Origin of the sequence: Methylocystis sp. Sn-Cys (assembly GCF_016745395.1) — a bacterium.
Lineage (GTDB): Bacteria > Pseudomonadota > Alphaproteobacteria > Rhizobiales > Beijerinckiaceae > Methylocystis > Methylocystis iwaonis.
The window spans coordinates 15,926-33,122 of record NZ_JAERVJ010000005.1; the positions used below are offsets into that span (position 1 = coordinate 15,926).

The window sequence follows — 17,197 nt, forward strand, 5'->3', positions numbered from 1 at the left end:
TACAAATGGCTAATCTCGAAAAGATCGTCGAAGACCTCTCGGCTCTCACCGTCCTCGAGGCGGCTGAGCTCGCCAAGCTCCTCGAAGAGAAGTGGGGCGTCTCCGCCGCCGCCGCCGTCGCGGTCGCCGCTGCTCCGGCCGGCGGCGCCGCCGCTCCGGCCGCCGAAGAGAAGACCGAGTTCAACGTGATCCTGGCTTCGGCCGGCGACAAGAAGATCGAGGTCATCAAGGAAGTCCGCGCGATCACCGGCCTCGGCCTGAAGGAAGCCAAGGACCTCGTCGAAGGCGCTCCGAAGCCGCTGAAGGAAGGCGCTTCGAAGGAAGAGGCCGAGAAGATCAAGGCGACCCTCGAGAAGGTCGGCGCCAAGATCGAGCTCAAGTAAGCTCGCGATTGTTTCCCCTCTCCCGCTGCGGCGGGAGAGGGTTTTTCCGCATCGGGAGAGGGAGTGGCGAATAGCGAGCAGCGCAGGACGGATAGATCCGCTGTTCGCTAATCCCCATTCGCTCTCATCACAAGAGGCTCGAAAAGCGACATGGCTCAGACGTTGGCCCGCAAGTTCACCGGTCGCAAGCGCGCACGCAAATTCTTCGGACATATCCGGGAAGCCGCGGCGATGCCCAATCTGATCGAAGTGCAGAAGGCCTCCTACGATCAGTTCCTGCTCGTCGACGAGCCCAAGGGCGGCCGCCCCGACGAAGGCCTCCAGTCCGTCTTCAAATCCGTCTTCCCGATCTCCGACTTCTCGGGCGTCTCACTGCTGGAATTCGTCCGCTACGAATTCGAGCAGCCGAAATATGACGTCGACGAGTGCCGCCAGCGCGGCATGACTTTCGCCGCGCCGCTGAAGGTGACGCTGCGCCTGATCGTGTTCGACGTCGATCCGGACACCCAGGCGAAGTCGGTCAAGGACATCAAGGAGCAGGACGTCTATATGGGCGACATGCCCTTCATGACGTCGAACGGCACCTTCGTCGTCAACGGCACCGAGCGCGTCATCGTCTCGCAGATGCATCGCTCGCCGGGCGTGTTCTTCGACCACGACAAGGGCAAGAGCCACTCCTCGGGCAAGCTGCTCTTCGCCGCCCGCATCATTCCCTATCGCGGCTCCTGGCTCGACATCGAATTCGACGCCAAGGACATCGTCTATGCGCGCATCGACCGCCGCCGCAAGATTCCGGTGACGTCGCTGCTCTTCGCCCTCGGCCTCGACGGCGAAGAAATCCTGTCGACCTTCTACAAGACCATCACCTACGCCGCCGATGGCGAGAACTGGCGCATGCCCTTCGACGCCGAGCGCATGAAGGGCGTGAAGGCCGTCGCCGACATGATCGACGCCGACACCGGCCAGGTCATTCTCGAAGCCGGCAAGAAGCTCGCCGTGCGCGCCGCGCGCCAGCTCGCCGAAAAGGGCGTGAAAGCGATCCGCGTTTCGGCGGAGGACCTCTACGGCCAGTATCTCGCGCAGGATCTCTTCGATCCGTCGACCGGTGAAATCTTCGCCGAAGCTGGCGACGAAATTACGGCGAAGACGCTTCCGACGCTGCTCGAGAAGGGTTTCGACGAGCTGCCGATTCTCGACATCGACCACATCAACATCGGCCCCTACATCCGCAACACGCTTGCGGTGGACAAGAACTCCAGCCGCGAAGAAGCGCTGTTCGACATCTACCGCGTGATGCGTCCGGGCGAGCCGCCGACGATGGACACGGCGGAAGCCATGTTCCATTCGCTGTTCTTCGACGCCGAGCGCTATGACCTCTCGGCGGTCGGCCGCGTGAAGATGAACATGCGCCTCGACCTCGATGCGCCCGACACCATGCGCACGCTGCGCCGCGACGATATTCTCGCGGTGGTGAAGGCGCTCGTCGATCTGCGCGACGGCCGCGGCGAAATCGACGACATCGACCATCTCGGCAACCGTCGCGTCCGCTCGGTCGGCGAGCTGATGGAAAATCAGTATCGCCTCGGCCTGCTGCGCATGGAGCGCGCGATCAAGGAGCGCATGTCCTCGGTCGACATCGACACGGTCATGCCGCAGGATCTGATCAACGCCAAGCCCGCCGCCGCGGCGGTGCGCGAGTTCTTCGGCTCCTCGCAGCTCTCGCAGTTCATGGATCAGACCAACCCGCTCTCCGAGATCACGCATAAGCGTCGTCTCTCGGCGCTGGGTCCGGGCGGCCTGACGCGCGAGCGCGCCGGCTTCGAGGTGCGCGACGTGCACCCGACGCATTACGGCCGCATCTGCCCGATCGAGACGCCGGAAGGTCCGAACATCGGCCTCATCAACTCGCTCGCGACCTTCGCGCGCGTGAACAAATACGGCTTCATCGAAGCGCCCTACCGCCGCGTGCGCGACGGTAAGGTGACGGATGAGGTTGCCTATCTGTCGGCGATGGAAGAGGCGAAATATCACGTCGCCCAGGCCAATGCGCCGGTCGACGCCGACGGCAATCTGACGGAAGACCTCGTGCTCTGCCGCCACGCCGGCGACGTCATGCTCGTCCCGCGCGAGAAGGTCGACGCGATGGACGTGTCGCCCAAGCAGCTCGTCTCGGTCGCCGCGGCGCTCATCCCGTTCCTCGAGAACGACGACGCCAACCGCGCGCTCATGGGCTCGAACATGCAGCGTCAGGCCGTGCCGCTGGTGAAGGCCGACGCGCCGCTCGTCGGCACCGGCATGGAGGCTGTGGTCGCCGCCGACTCCGGCGCCGCCATCTCGGCGCGCCGCACCGGCGTGGTCGACCAGATCGACGCGACCCGTATCGTCATCCGCGCGACGGGCGACCTCGATCCGGCGAAGCCCGGCGTCGACATCTACCGGCTGATGAAGTTCCAGCGCTCGAACCAGTCGACCTGCATCAACCAGAAGCCGCTCGTTCGCGTCGGCGATCTGGTGAAGAAGGGCGACATCATCGCCGACGGCCCCTCGACGGACCTCGGCGATCTCGCGCTCGGCCGCAACGTGCTCGTCGCCTTCATGCCGTGGAACGGCTACAACTTCGAAGACTCGATCCTCCTCAACGAGCGCATCGTGAAGGAAGACGTCTTCACCTCGATCCATATCGATGAATTCGAGGTGATGGCGCGCGACACCAAGCTCGGCCCCGAGGAAATCACCCGCGACATTCCCAACGTCTCGGAAGAGACGCTGAAGAATCTCGACGAAGCGGGCATCGTCTATATCGGCGCCGAGGTGCAGGCGGGCGACATTCTCGTCGGCAAGATCACGCCGAAGGGCGAGAGCCCGATGACGCCGGAAGAAAAACTTCTGCGCGCCATCTTCGGCGAAAAGGCGTCGGACGTTCGCGACACCTCGCTGCGCGTGCCGCCGGGCGTGCAGGGCACGATCGTCGAAGTGCGCGTGTTCAACCGCCACGGCGTCGAGAAGGACGAGCGCGCCCAGGCGATCGAGCGCGAAGAGATCGAACGCCTCGCCAAGGACCGCGACGACGAGCTCGCCATCCTCGACCGCAACACCTATGCGCGTCTCGCCGAGACGCTCATCGGCAAGAACGCGATCGCCGGCCCGAAGAGCTTCAAGAAGGATCAGGCGCTCACCCAGGCGATCCTCGACGAATATCCCCGCTCGCAGTGGTGGACTTTCGTCATCGAGGACGACGCGCTGATGGCCTCGATCGAAGCCGTCCGCAAGCAATATGACGAGTCGAAGAAGGGCCTCGAAAACCGCTTCCTCGACAAGGTCGAAAAGCTGCAGCGCGGCGACGAGCTGCCGCCCGGCGTGATGAAGATGGTCAAGGTCTTCGTCGCGGTGAAGCGCAAGATTCAGCCCGGCGACAAAATGGCCGGCCGCCACGGCAACAAGGGCGTCGTCTCGCGCATCGTGCCGCAGGAGGACATGCCCTTCCTCGAGGACGGCACGCCCGTCGACATCGTGCTGAACCCGCTCGGCGTGCCGTCGCGCATGAACGTCGGCCAGATTCTGGAGACGCATCTGGGCTGGGCCTGCGCGGGTCTGGGCAAGCAGGTCGGCCGCGCCGTCGACGCTTATATGAAGTCGCGGGACGCGAGCGTGCTGCGCAACGCGCTGACCGACGTCTATGGGCCGGACGAGGAGATCGACACTCTCGACGAGACGATTCTCGTCGAGACGGCGAAGGACTTGAAGCGCGGCGTGCCGATCGCGACGCCGGTCTTCGACGGCGCGCGCGAGAAGGACATCGTCGACATGCTGACCAAGGCCGGGCATCAGTCGTCCGGTCAGGTGACGCTCTTCGACGGACGCACGGGCGAGCCCTTCGACCGTAAGGTGACCGTGGGCTACATCTATATGCTGAAGCTCCACCACCTGGTCGACGACAAGATCCACGCGCGCTCGATCGGCCCCTATTCGCTCGTCACCCAGCAGCCGCTGGGCGGCAAGGCGCAGTTCGGCGGCCAGCGTTTCGGCGAAATGGAGGTCTGGGCGCTCGAAGCCTATGGCGCCGCCTACACGCTGCAGGAAATGCTGACGGTGAAGTCGGACGACGTCGCGGGCCGCACAAAGGTCTACGAATCGATCGTGCGCGGCGACGACACCTTCGAATCGGGCATTCCGGAGAGCTTCAACGTGCTCATCAAGGAAATGCGTTCGCTGGCGCTCAATGTCGAGCTCACCAATGCGACGCCCGAGGAAGAAGAACTCGCGCCGCCGACCGCCGCAGAGGCGGCGGAGTAATCAACACATGCCTCCCTTCTCCCGCTTGCGGGAGAAGGTGTCATGCGAAGCATGACGCATGAGGGCCCTCACCCGACCCTCGCTCACGCGAGGGCCACCCTCTCCCGCAAGCGGGAGAGGATCGAGCGGAAAGATTTTCGGCGTAACGGCAAGCCGGTTAGAAGCTGCTTCCGCTGCGCCTCAGGAGAAGACCATGAATCAGCAAGAGGTCATGAATCTCTTCAATCCGGTCGTGGCGACGCAGGCCTTCGACCAGATTCAGATTTCGATCGCGAGCCCGGAGAAGATCCTCTCCTGGTCCTTCGGCGAAATCAAAAAGCCCGAGACGATCAACTACCGCACCTTCAAGCCCGAGCGCGACGGCCTGTTCTGCGCCCGCATCTTCGGGCCGATCAAGGATTACGAGTGCTTGTGCGGCAAGTACAAGCGCATGAAGTACAAGGGCGTCATCTGCGAGAAGTGCGGCGTCGAAGTCACGCTGGCCCGCGTGCGGCGCGATCGCATGGGCCATATCTCGCTCGCGGCGCCCGTCGCGCACATCTGGTTCCTGAAGTCGCTGCCCTCGCGCATCGGCCTTCTGCTCGACATGACGCTGAAGGATCTCGAGCGCATCCTCTACTTCGAGTCCTATATCGTCATCGATCCGGGCCTCACGCCGCTCAAGGAGCGCCAGCTCCTGTCGGAAGAGGAATATCTGACGGCGCAGGACGAATATGGCCAGGATCACTTCACCGCCATGATCGGCGCAGAGGCGATCCGCCGCCTGCTCGAGTCGATGGATCTCGAAGGCATCGCCGCCAGCCTGCGTCAGGAAATCGCCGAGGCGAAGACCGAGCTGAAGCCCAAGAAGCTCGCCAAGCGTCTCAAGATCATCGAGGCCTTCACCCAGTCGGGCAACCGGCCGGAATGGATGATCCTGAAAGAGATCCCGGTCATCCCGCCGGATCTGCGTCCGCTCGTGCCGCTCGACGGCGGCCGTTTCGCGACGTCCGACCTCAACGATCTCTATCGCCGCGTCATCAACCGCAACAACCGCCTGAAGCGGCTGATCGAGCTGCGCGCGCCGGACATCATCATCCGCAACGAAAAGCGCATGCTGCAGGAGGCTGTCGACGCGCTGTTCGACAACGGCCGCCGCGGCCGCGTCATCACGGGCGCCAATAAGCGTCCGCTGAAGTCGCTCGCCGACATGCTGAAGGGCAAGCAGGGCCGCTTCCGCCAGAACCTGCTCGGCAAGCGCGTCGACTACTCCGGCCGCTCGGTCATTGTCGTGGGTCCGGAGCTGAAGCTGCATCAATGCGGCCTGCCCAAGAAGATGGCGCTGGAGCTGTTCAAGCCCTTCATCTATTCGCGCCTCGACGCGAAGGGCTATTCGGCGACCGTCAAGCAGGCGAAGAAACTCGTCGAGAAGGAGAAGCCCGAGGTTTGGGACATCCTCGACGAGGTCATTCGCGAGCATCCGGTCCTGCTCAACCGCGCGCCGACGCTGCACCGTCTCGGCATTCAGGCCTTCGAGCCGGTGCTGATCGAGGGCAAGGCGATCCAACTTCATCCGCTCGTCTGCGCGGCCTTCAACGCCGACTTCGACGGCGATCAGATGGCCGTGCACGTCCCGCTGTCGCTCGAAGCGCAGCTTGAAGCGCGCGTGCTGATGATGTCGACGAACAACATCCTGCACCCGGCCAATGGTCAGCCGATCATCGTGCCGTCGCAGGACATCGTTCTCGGCCTTTATTATCTCACGCAGGAGCGCGACGGCGAGCCGGGCCAGGGCATGTGCTTCGCCAATCAGGGCGAGATCGAGCATGCGCTCGCGGCCAAGGCGATCACGCTGCACAGCAAGATCAAGGGCCGCGGCTGGACCTATGATGCGGCGGGCAATCGCGTGGCGAAAATCTTCGACACGACGCCGGGCCGCATGATGCTCGGCCAGCTCATGCCCAGGCACAACAAGATTCCCTACGACGTCGTCAACAAGCTGATGACCAAGAAGGAAATCTCGAACATGATCGACACCGTCTACCGCAACTGCGGTCAGAAGGAGACGGTCATTTTCTGCGACCGCATCATGGCGATGGGCTTCCGCGAGGCCTTCAAGGCCGGCATCTCCTTCGGCAAGGACGACATGGTCGTGCCGGAGACGAAAGAGCGCATCGTCGGCGAGACGCGCGCCGCCGCCAAGGAATATGAGCAGCAGTACAACGACGGCCTCATCACCCAGGGCGAGAAATACAACAAGGTCGTCGACGCCTGGGCGAAATGCGCCGAGAAGCTGGCCGAGGAGATGATGCAGCGCATCTCCGCCGTCCGTAAGGACGATGCGGGACGCGATATGCCCATCAACTCGATCTATATGATGTCGCACTCGGGCGCGCGCGGTTCGCCGACGCAGATGCGCCAGCTCGCCGCCATGCGCGGCCTGATGGCCAAGCCCTCGGGCGAAATCATCGAGACGCCGATCATCTCGAACTTCAAGGAAGGCCTGACGGTTCTCGAATACTTCAACTCCACCCACGGCGCCCGCAAGGGCCTCGCGGATACGGCGTTGAAGACCGCGAACTCGGGTTACCTCACGCGCCGCCTTGTCGACGTCGCGCAGGATTCGATCATCTCCTCGACGGATTGCGGCTCCACGGGCGGCATCCGTATGCGGGCGATTATCGACGCCGGCCAGATCGTCGCCTCCCTTGCGTCGCGCATCCTCGGCCGCACGGCCGCGGAGGATTTGAAGGCGCAGGACGGGTCGGTGATCGTGCCCGCGGGCGAGATGATCCAGGAATGGCATCTCGATCCGATCACGAAGGCTGGCATTCAGGAGGTCAAGATCCGTTCGGTCCTCACCTGCGAGGCCAAGAACGGCGTCTGCGCCAAATGCTACGGTCGCGACCTTGCGCGCGGCACGCCCGTCAATATGGGCGAGGCCGTCGGCGTCATCGCGGCGCAGTCGATCGGCGAGCCGGGCACGCAGCTCACCATGCGCACCTTCCACATCGGCGGCGCGGCGCAGCTTGCGGACCAGTCCTTCCTGGAGTCGAACTTCGAAGGCACGGTCCACATCCGCAACCGTCACGTCGCCCGCAACTCCGACGGCGATCTGATCGTCATGGCGCGTAACGTCGCCGTGGTGATCCTCGGCCCCGACGGAACGGAGCGCGCGGCCACCCGTATCCTCTACGGCGCGCGCTTGAAGGTCGACGACGGCGATCAGGTGAAGCGTGGCCAGCGCCTCGCGGAATGGGACCCCTACACCCGTCCCATCATCTCCGAGGTGGACGGCTCCATCGGCTTCGAGGATCTCGTCGAAGGCCAGTCGCTGGCGGAAACGGTCGACGAGTCGACCGGCATCGCTAAGCGCATGGTCATGGACTATCGCCTCAACCTGCGTTCGGCGAGCCTCAAACCCTCGATCGTCATCAAGGGCCCGGACGGCAAGGTCGCCAAGCTGCAACGCGGCGGCGACGCCCGCTATCTGCTGCCCGTCGACTCGATCATCGCGGTCGAGCCCGGCGGCACGGTGAAGGCCGGCGACATTGTGGCGCGTATTTCGGTGGAGAGCGCCAAGACCCGCGACATCACCGGCGGTCTGCCGCGCGTCGCCGAACTCTTCGAAGCGCGCCGTCCGAAGGATCACGCGATCATCGCGGAAGTCTCCGGCACGGTGCAGTTCGGTAAGGACTACAAGAACAAGCAGCGTCTCAGCATCGTGCCGTCGGAAGACGGCGCGGAGCCGGTCGAATATCTGATCCCGAAGGGCAAGCATATTCACCTTCAGGACGGGGACGTCGTCGAGAAGGGCGATTACATCGTCGACGGCAATCCGGCGCCGCACGACATTCTGGCGATCAAGGGCGTGGAGGAGCTTGCCGCTTACCTCGTCAACGAGATCCAGGAGGTCTATCGTCTGCAGGGCGTGAACATCAACGACAAGCACATCGAAGTGATTGTCCGTCAGATGCTGCAGAAGATCGACATCGTCGATCCGGGCGACACCGGCTTCCTCGAAGGCGAGCAGGTGGATAAGCTCGAGCTCGAAGAGGCGAACGCCAAGGCGATCGAGAACGGCGGCAAGCCCGGGCATGGCACCCCGGTGCTGCTCGGCATCACCAAGGCCTCGCTGCAGACGCGGTCCTTCTTCTCCGCCGCCTCCTTCCAGGAGACGACGCGCGTCCTCACCGAGGCCGCCGTCAACGGCAAGATCGACCCGCTCGTCGGCCTCAAGGAGAACGTCATCGTCGGCCGTCTCATCCCGGCCGGCACCGGGGCGGCGATGGCCAAATACCGCGGCATCGCCGGCGGGCGTGACGAACTCATCATCACGCAGCGCGCGGAAGGCGTCGAACCCGCCCCGGCCCTGCCGCCGGCGGAGTGACGCTGCACAGCGCGTGAGAAACAGAGGCCGCCCGGAAACGGGCGGCTTTTTTTTAGCTATTCGCGCCGTTTGGACACACAGGAAACCACCGCCGTCATTGCGAGGAGGCGGAGCCGACGAAGCAATCCAGGGCCGCATCGCCGCCCTGGATTGCTTCGCTTCGCTCGCAATGACGGGCTCTGAGTGGCTCTGGACTCTCGGTCGGGCTTTCAGCCCGCCGGGAATAACAAGCCACAATCCGAGCTGTTCAAATGACAAATGATATGACCACCACCGTCATTGCGAGCGCTGCGAAGCAATCCAGGGCCGTGATGTGGCCCTGGATTGCTTCGTCGCTTACGCTCCTCGCAATGACGGCGTGCTTATTTTCCGGTGAACTTCGGCGCGCGCTTTTCCAGAAAGGCCGCCCTGCCCTCCATGTAATCGGCGCTGTCGAAACATTTCGCCGCGAGCGCCTCGCATTCCTCCAGCGTCGGCGTATTCGGCAATTGCGCTGCGGCGCGGATCGCGGCCTTTGCGGCGCATAGGGTCAAGGGGGCGTTGGCGGCGATTGTTTCGGCGAGCTCGTCGACCGCCCCCTCGAAGGTCTCCTGATCCAGAAGGCGGCAAAGAAAACCGGCGCCCAGCGCCTCTCGCGCCGTGAGGCGGCGAGCGGTGAAGAACATTTCCATGGCGCGTTGCGCGCCGACCGCCGTCACCACATAGCGCATGGCGGAGGGCGGATAGCCGACGCCGAGGCGCCCGGCCGGAATGCCGAACACCGTCCCCTCCCGCGCCACGCGCAGATCGCAGGCCGAGGCCAGCCCCATGCCGCCGCCCATGCAAAAGCCGCTGATCGCGGCGACAGTCGGCTTGGAGCAGGACGAAATGGCGTCGAACGCCTCGACATTGGCCTGCTCATAAGCGCGGCCGCCGCCGCTCGTGGCGCGCACGGTCGAAAACTCCGAAATATCGGCGCCCGAGCAGAAGGGCAGCCCCGGCGCCCCGGAGAGCACGATGACGCGCGCGTCAGCTTTTGCCTCCAAAGCCGCCATCAGCGTCGGCAAGGCGCGCCACATTTCGAGATCGAAGGCGTTGCGCTTCGAACCATTGTCGATGAGGAGCCGCGCGACGCCATGAGCGAGTTCGACGCGGAGCTTGGGTGTGGGAGAGCTAATGGCCATGCCGGATTAGTACAGGACTTGGTTTGCGCCGCAAACACCAGTCTCGCGGACAATCGACGCAAGCATTTGGGCTTGCCGCCTGCGACCCCACGCCACAGGCGCCCGCGCCCCCTCGCGACCTCTTGCCACACCGCCGCGGCGCAACAAGCGCGTAATGGTGGCAGCTTCGATCCCGGCGCGACTTGGAGCAGCAATGTCGGTCACAACGGATAAGTTCGCCGCGCCCGGCGCGCTGAGAATGGCGCTGGCCTTGTCGGTCTTTCTGCATCACACGACCAAGTTCAACCTCGGCATGTCCGCCGTGCTGATCTTCTTCGTGCTCAGCGGCTATTGGGTCGCGACCATGTGGACGAAGACCTATTCGAAGACCAACTGGTCCTATGTCACCTTTCTCGTCTCGCGCGTGTGGCGCGTCGCGCCGGTCTTTGCGCTCTGCTCGGCCATCGCCTGGGCGCTGCTCTGGTGGCGCGGCGGCGCGCCGGAAAATGTCGGCGGGCTCATCCACCAGCTTTTCTCGAATGTGATGATCCTCGGCTATAATTCGCTGCCCTATCAGGCGAATGTGCCGGGCTGGTCGCTCGATATGGAAGTCCAGTTCTATCTCGTCGCGCCGGTGGTCGTCTTCCTCGTCTCGCACAACCTCTACGCCGTGCTCGGCTGTGTAGCGCTCTCGCTGTTTGCGCCCAAGCTCGGCGGCTCGGCGACTGTCCTGCCCTTCCTTTACTTCTTCGGGATCGGCGTCGCCGCGGCGACCCACGACCTCAGGCCCTCGCGTCGCCTCGCCTATGCGTCGCTTGCGGCGAGCCTCGCGCTGCTCCTGGCGTATGGGTCTGTCTTTTTCATAAATCTCGACCCGACACAGACCACGGCGCTCGCCTTCAGCAGCAAGGCCAATCTGTTCATCGCCGTGTTGATGACGCCCTGGGCCATCTACACCACGCGGCAGGCGTCCGGTTCGACCGACCGCATGGTTGGGGACATGTCTTATATCTTCTACCTGCTGCACTGGTCGGTGATCGGCGCGATCGGGACGGGCGAAGGCTCCTATATGGATCGCCTTCTGCTCAGCGCCGAGGCGATCGCCCTCATCCTCGCCGGCTCCTATCTCATCTGGCTGCTGATCGACCGCCCGATCGGGAAATTGCGCGCGGCCTGGGTCTCCGGCCGACGCATGGCGGCCGAGCCGATGGGGGTCGCGCAAGCAGCGGCGGCGTGATCTCGTCGATGTAGCGGCTGGCGCGCGAAGCTGATAGCTTCCGGCCGCTGCGGCGTCATGCCGCAGCGGAGGGCGGCGCTTTGCTGAGGCTGAGGTTTGCGGTTCTGCTGCCAAATCTACGGCGCGCGTTCTTCCTCCTCGCCGTCGTGACCGGCCTCGGCCTATTGAGCCTCAAGCGGTCCGACGCGCCGACGGTCGACTGCTCCCTCGTCAACGACGGCCCGAATAATTACCGGATTTTGGTCGTCGGCGAATCCTGGGCTTCCGACGGCAAGATTTTCCCGGACCTGCCCAGGACCGTCTCGGAGCGGCTGGACGGCCGGGGCGTGCGGGCCTGCAGCATCGGCTTCAACGGCCGCAACTCCCGCCTTCTCTACGCGGAGCTGCGCAAGAAATTCCCAAAAGACAGGCTCTCTTCCCTCTTTGAGGGCAATGCGCCGGACAAGGTCATTCTGATGACCGGCGTCAATGACGCAATCCAACATATCGGCGCGAGCGCCTATGTGGAGTTCACAGAGAAGCTCGTCGATTATTTTTCGGACGCGAGCGAGGTCGAAATCGTCTCCATCCCGCGCGTCAACGAACGCTGGTTCAAGCCGCCGAATCTCTTCAGCCTGATCAAGCGCACGATTTTCCGCTGTCTCTACGACGGATGCGATTATCAGGTGAACGATGTTTACCGCGTCGCGTTGTGGCGCGATCATCCCCACCTGCAGACGATCGAGTTCGATAATTTCATCGACAAATTCGAGGGGCATGAAGATAATTACACGCTCGACGGCGTGCATCTGACCGACGCGGCCTATCACAAATACGGCAGCTTCATTGGCTCGGCCATGACGCTCGCCCGCAACGACACGGCGCGCAGATAGAAGCCGCCCTGATATAAGCTGCTCATGGACCTTCTCTCCCGACTGCTCCACCGCGACGGGCTGATGCTCGTCATCGACAAGCCTGCCGGCATTCCCGTGCATCGCGGCCCCAAGGGGGGCCCGAGCCTCGAGGACGCTTTCGACCAGTTGCGCTTCGGCCTGCCGCGCGCGCCGGCGCTCGCCCATCGGCTGGATAAGGACACCTCGGGCTGCCTGGTGCTGGGCCGCCATCGCAAGGCGCTCGACCGGCTCGGCAAGCTTTTCAAAACCGGCCGCATCTCCAAGACCTATTGGGCCGTCGTGGAAGGCGCGCCGGAAGATGACGCGGGCGAGATCGACCTTGCGCTCGGCCGGCTCGACGCCACGCGCGGCTGGTGGATGCAGCCCGACCCCATGGGGCTGCCCTCGCGCACGGGCTGGCGCGTGCTCGGCCGGGCGCCCGAGGCGGGCTTGTCCTTCATCGAGTTCACCCCGCATACCGGCCGCACCCACCAAATCCGTGTTCATGCGCAGGCCATGGGCTGGCCGATACTGGGCGACCCCATCTATGGGAGCGGACGGCGCGAGGGCGCGCCGCCGCTGCATCTGCATGCGCGGGCAATCACGATCCCCATGCAGGACAGCAAGGAGCCCGTGCGCGCCGAGGCGCCGGCGCCGGCGCATATGCTGGAGGCCATGGCCGCTTGTGGCTGGCCGAAGGACAGCAACGCTAGCGCCACAATGGCGCCAGAATTGCTAAACCAGCCGGAAGCGTTCAATATAACCGAGTAACGCCCTGCGCTTGAGCCTTGGGCCTTGTCATTCCCGGCAGGCTGGAAGCCCGATCGGGAATCCGGAGCCAAAACAAGCGTGTTCCGGCTCTGGATTCCCGATCGCCCGCTTCGCGAGCGTCGGGAGTGACGCCGAGCGCAGGATTGGGATGAACCTAGGAGGAAGCTGAAGTGGCGCCGACATATGCGCCTGTCAGGGACGCGCCCGAGCGCGCGACGGCCAGCGGCGACCGCTTCGCGCTGGACCGCGCCTTGCTCGACAGTCTCGCCGACCTTGCGTTGGATGGCGCCAAGCGCGGCGGCGCAAGCTACGCCGACATCCGCCTGGGCGAAACGCTGCAGGAATATGCGCAAGCCGAGGATGACCGGCTCGAACATTTCGACGAACGCATGTCGCGTGGCTTCGGGCTGCGCGTGCTGCTCGACGGCTCCTGGGGCTTCTATGGCGCGCGCCGTCTCGATCCGGCAAGCATTCGGGAAGGCGTCGAACGCGCCTTGGACAACGCCCACGCGGTGCGGGCGATCCAGCCGCGCGCGATCGAGCTGGAGCAGCTCCCGGCGCATGAGGCCGAATGGATCATGCCCATGGGCGTCGATCCTTTCTCTGTCTCGTCACGAGAGAAATCCGACCTTCTTCTCTCCATCTGCGCTACGGCGCGCGACAATGGCGCGGATTTCTGCTCGGCCTCGCTCTCCATCGCGCGCGAGGAGCGCCTCTTCGCCAATAGTCTCGGCGCGCGCATAAGGCAGACGCGCACGCGCGTGCACCCCTCCTTCACCGCCACCGCCGTCGATCGCGCCGCCGACCGCATGGCCTCGCGCGAGAGCTTGGTCCCGGCGCGCGGCGCCGGCTGGGAATATGTGACGGGCGCCTGCCTCCTCGACGAAGCCGCGCGGGCCGGCCGCGAGGCGCGCGCCAAGCTCGCGGCGAAGCCCGTCGCCGCTGGCGATTACGACCTTGTCATCGACCCGACCAATCTCTGGCTCACGATCCACGAAACGGTCGGCCATTCCACCGAACTCGACCGCGTGCTGGGGTGGGAGGCGAATTTCGCCGGCACCAGCTTCATCAAGCCGGCGATGCTCGGCAGCCTTCGCCTCGGCTCGGAGTTGATGACCATCGTCGCCGATCGCTCGCAGCCCGGCGCACTCTCGACCATCGGCTATGACGACGACGGCGCGCCGGCCGCCTCCGCCGAATTCAAGATCGTCGAGAAGGGCGTGCTGAAGAACTTCCAGATGGCGCTGGGGCAAGCGCATCACATCGGCCTTTCCGCCTCGAATGGCTGCGCTTATGCGGATGATCCGACGTCTTTTCCCATCCAGCGCATGCCCAATATCTCGCTCGCGCCCAACCCGGAAAAATGCACGCTCGACGACCTCGTGAGCGGCGTGGAGAACGGCATTTATATCGTCGGCGCGGGAAGCTGGAGCATCGACCAGCAGCGCGACAATTTCCAATTCGGCGGCCAGCTCTTCTACGAGATCAAGAACGGCAGGCTCGGCGAGATGCTGCGCGACGTCGCCTATCAGGGCCGCACGATTCCTTTCTGGAATTCGCTCGACGGGCTCGGCGACGCCAGCACCTATCATCTCGACGGCACCTTCACCTGCGGCAAGGCCGAACCCGTGCAGGTGGCGCCCGTCTCGCACGGCAGCCCGCCCGCGCGCTTTCGTAATGTGCGCGTGCTGAACACGAGCCCCGGCGCGTAGCCCATGCTTCTTTCTTCTGACGACGCCAAAGCCATCAGCGAAAAGATCATCGCAAGGTCCAGCGCCGACGCCTGCGTGGTGAAAATCGACGGCGGCGAGGACAACAGCCTGCGCTTCGCACGCGGCGGCGCGACGACCAATATCACAACCTCGAAAGCGCGCCTGCGCATCTCCTCGCATATTGGCGGGCGCGTCGGCGCGGTCACCACGACGCGCCTCGACGATGAGGCGCTCGACGCCGCGCGCGCGCGCTCGGAGGAGATCGCGCGCATGTTGCCGGTCGACCCCGACTATGTCGCGCCGCTCGGCCCGCAGACTTACGACGCCTCGGCGCGCTATGACGAAGACGCATCGGGCTTTCGCCTCGACGCGCTTGCGGCGCAAGCGGCGCGCATCATTGCGGAAGGCGCGAGCAAAGGCGTCGACACTTTCGGCTGCGCGACCGGCGCGCGGCGCTTCTCCGCGCTCGCGACGAGCAACGGACTTTTCGCCTTTGAACGCTGGAGCGAGATCGACCTTTCGGCGACAGCGCGCAACAAGACGGACACATGGTCGGGCTGGGCGGGCGCGCATGAATTCATCAGCGCGCGCCTCGACGCCGAAAGCATTGCGCAGCGCGCCTGCGCCAAGGCGGCGCAAGACGCCGAGCCCGTTGATCTCGAGCCCGGTGATTACACGGTGATCCTCGAGCCGGCGGCCGTCGCGGAGCTCGCCTTCTGGGTGATGAGCGCCATGGACGCGCGCGCCGCCGACGAAGGCCGCAGCTTCTATGCGCGGGCGGGCGGCGGGACCAAGATCGGCGAAAAGCTCTTCGACGAGAAGCTGACGATTCGCGTCGACCCCGCCGATCCGCTTGCGCCGGAGGGCGGCGTCGGTTGGGAAGGCGTGCCGCATCGCGCCCGCGCCTTCATCGACAAGGGCGCCGTGAGCGCGCTCTATCGTTCGCGCGCATGGGCGCAGAAGACGGATGCGGAGGCCGTGCCCTTCACGGCCAATTTCGTCGTCGCAGGCGGCGACGCCTCGCTCGACGACATGATCCGCTCGGTGAAGCGCGGCGTGCTCGTCACGCGCTTCTGGTACGAGAATATGGTCGACCGGAAGAGCCTGCTGCTCACCGGCCTCACCCGCGACGGCAATTTCCTCATCGAGAATGGCCGCGTGACCGCGCCAGTGCGCAACATGCGCTTCAACCAGCGGTTGGGGGAGCTCTTCGGCAATATCGTCGCGCTGGGCAAAACCGAGCGGACTTGGCGCGCGGCGGGGGACGGCGGCGCAGCGGCGGCTCCGCCCATGCTGGCGGAGAAGTTCCACTTCTCGTCCAAATCCAGCGGCGTCTGATGCGGGTTTGATATATGCTGCCGGCGCCTCAACGGAGCGCCGCAGCCGATGTTTCCTCGTCTCTTTATTGCAATTCTGACCATCCTCTTCGCCCTGCCGGCTTACGCCCTCGACAAGGTGACTTTCGCCACTAATTGGCGCGCGCAGGCCGAGCATGGCGGCTTCTATCAGGCGGTGGCCGACGGCACTTACGCGCGCTACGGGCTCGACGTGACGATCCAGCAGGGCGGCCCGCAGATCAATGCGCGCCTGCTCCTCGCAGCGGGTCGCGTCGATTTCGCCATGGGCGCGAACACGATCCAGATGTTCGAATCCGTCCTGCAAAACGTGCCGATCGTCACCGTCGCCAGCATGTTCCAGATCGACCCCGTGATCTTCATGTCGCATCAGGGCGTGGGGCTCGACCGATTCGAGGATTTGCCGAAGGCGACCGCCTTCATCGCCAGCGATATGCGCGCCTCAGTGTGGCGGTGGCTGAAACAGGCCTATGGCTTTAGGGACGAGAAAGTGAAGCCCTACGGCTTCAATTCGGCGCCTTTCATCGCGGACAAGAATTCCATTCAGGAAGGGCTTTTGACCTCCGAGCCCTATGCGATCGAGATGCGGGCCGGCTTCAAGCCTAACGTCTTTTTGCTGTCGGATATTGGCTACGACGGCTATTCGACGACGATCGAGACGCGCGCGGAGACGATCGAGAAGAAAGCTGATCTCGTGCAGCGCTTCGTCGACGCCTCAATCATCGGCTGGTACAACTACATCTATGGCGACAACGCTAACGCCACCGCCGCCATCAAGCGCGACAACCCCGAGATGACCGACGGCCAGATCGCCTTCTCGCTCGCCAAGATGAAAGATCGCGGCATTGTGGATTCGGGGGACTCTCTGACATTGGGCGTCGGCGCCATGACCGACGCGCGCATGAAGAGCTTTTTCGACAAGATGGCGAAGGCGGGAGTTGTTCCGGCCGACCTCAATTACAAGAAGGGCTACACGCTGCGCTTCATCGGCAAAAAGGTCGGGATGGAGTTGCGACGGTGAGACCAACGACCGTCATTGCGAGGAGCGCCAGCGACGAAGCAA

At 64.3% G+C, this 17,197-nt stretch carries 10 protein-coding genes; 9 read left to right on the top strand and 1 reads right to left on the bottom strand.

From position 1 onward, the window contains the following. Nucleotides 1-5 precede the first annotated feature (5 nt). The 3 genes from rplL (at nucleotide 6) to rpoC (ending at nucleotide 9,045) form a co-directional block, all read left to right on the top strand. A complete protein-coding gene (gene rplL, locus JJT62_RS11290) occupies nucleotides 6-383 on the top strand; it encodes a 50S ribosomal protein L7/L12 (protein WP_202072869.1) in 378 nt (125 codons plus the stop codon). 150 nt (nucleotides 384-533) lie between these two features. Beyond that, entirely contained in the window at nucleotides 534-4,676 is a 4,143-nt protein-coding gene (gene rpoB, locus JJT62_RS11295; protein ID WP_202072870.1) for a DNA-directed RNA polymerase subunit beta, read from the top strand. A 193-nt stretch (nucleotides 4,677-4,869) separates the two neighbouring features. Continuing rightward, entirely contained in the window at nucleotides 4,870-9,045 is a 4,176-nt protein-coding gene (gene rpoC, locus JJT62_RS11300) for a DNA-directed RNA polymerase subunit beta' (protein WP_202072871.1), read from the top strand. A gap of 362 nt (nucleotides 9,046-9,407) precedes the next feature. Here rpoC and JJT62_RS11305 read toward each other — a convergent pair whose 3' ends face one another. Beyond that, nucleotides 9,408-10,208 (bottom strand): enoyl-CoA hydratase, encoded by an 801-nt coding sequence (locus JJT62_RS11305; RefSeq protein WP_202072872.1) that lies wholly within the window; start codon nucleotides 10,206-10,208, stop codon nucleotides 9,408-9,410. Nucleotides 10,209-10,401: 193 nt separating this feature from the next. Between JJT62_RS11305 and JJT62_RS11310 the strand changes: the two genes are divergently transcribed. From JJT62_RS11310 to JJT62_RS11335, 6 genes are all read left to right on the top strand, one after another. Next, a complete protein-coding gene (locus JJT62_RS11310) occupies nucleotides 10,402-11,424 on the top strand; it encodes an acyltransferase (RefSeq protein ID WP_202072873.1) in 1,023 nt (340 codons plus the stop codon). 80 nt (nucleotides 11,425-11,504) lie between these two features. Beyond that, nucleotides 11,505-12,296, top strand: coding sequence for an SGNH/GDSL hydrolase family protein (locus JJT62_RS11315; RefSeq protein WP_202072874.1), 792 nt, complete (start codon nucleotides 11,505-11,507; stop codon nucleotides 12,294-12,296). A gap of 24 nt (nucleotides 12,297-12,320) precedes the next feature. Further along, nucleotides 12,321-13,067 carry an RluA family pseudouridine synthase gene (locus JJT62_RS11320; protein ID WP_202072875.1) on the top strand — a complete coding sequence of 249 codons (747 nt, stop codon included), beginning with the start codon at nucleotides 12,321-12,323 and terminating at the stop codon, nucleotides 13,065-13,067. A 170-nt stretch (nucleotides 13,068-13,237) separates the two neighbouring features. After that, nucleotides 13,238-14,779 (top strand): TldD/PmbA family protein, encoded by a 1,542-nt coding sequence (locus JJT62_RS11325; protein WP_202072876.1) that lies wholly within the window; start codon nucleotides 13,238-13,240, stop codon nucleotides 14,777-14,779. A gap of 3 nt (nucleotides 14,780-14,782) precedes the next feature. After that, the gene (locus JJT62_RS11330; RefSeq protein WP_202072877.1) at nucleotides 14,783-16,117 is read left to right on the top strand and encodes a TldD/PmbA family protein; all 1,335 of its coding nucleotides are present in this window, start codon (nucleotides 14,783-14,785) and stop codon (nucleotides 16,115-16,117) included. A gap of 48 nt (nucleotides 16,118-16,165) precedes the next feature. Next, on the top strand, nucleotides 16,166-17,155 hold the full coding sequence (locus tag JJT62_RS11335; RefSeq protein ID WP_202072878.1) for an ABC transporter substrate-binding protein: 990 nt from the start codon (nucleotides 16,166-16,168) through the stop codon (nucleotides 17,153-17,155). Nucleotides 17,156-17,197 lie beyond the last annotated feature (42 nt).

Excerpts from the sequence above, each read along its gene's own strand:
- rplL (WP_202072869.1), top strand. The coding sequence starts at position 6 with ATGGCTAATCTCGAAAAGATCGTCGAAGACCTCTCGGCTCTCACCGTC.
- rpoB (WP_202072870.1), top strand. The coding sequence starts at position 534 with ATGGCTCAGACGTTGGCCCGCAAGTTCACCGGTCGCAAGCGCGCACGC.
- rpoC (WP_202072871.1), top strand. The coding sequence starts at position 4,870 with ATGAATCAGCAAGAGGTCATGAATCTCTTCAATCCGGTCGTGGCGACG.
- JJT62_RS11305 (WP_202072872.1), bottom strand. The coding sequence starts at position 10,208 with ATGGCCATTAGCTCTCCCACACCCAAGCTCCGCGTCGAACTCGCTCAT.
- JJT62_RS11310 (WP_202072873.1), top strand. The coding sequence starts at position 10,402 with ATGTCGGTCACAACGGATAAGTTCGCCGCGCCCGGCGCGCTGAGAATG.
- JJT62_RS11320 (WP_202072875.1), top strand. The coding sequence starts at position 12,321 with ATGGACCTTCTCTCCCGACTGCTCCACCGCGACGGGCTGATGCTCGTC.
- JJT62_RS11330 (WP_202072877.1), top strand. The coding sequence starts at position 14,783 with ATGCTTCTTTCTTCTGACGACGCCAAAGCCATCAGCGAAAAGATCATC.
- JJT62_RS11335 (WP_202072878.1), top strand. The coding sequence starts at position 16,166 with ATGTTTCCTCGTCTCTTTATTGCAATTCTGACCATCCTCTTCGCCCTG.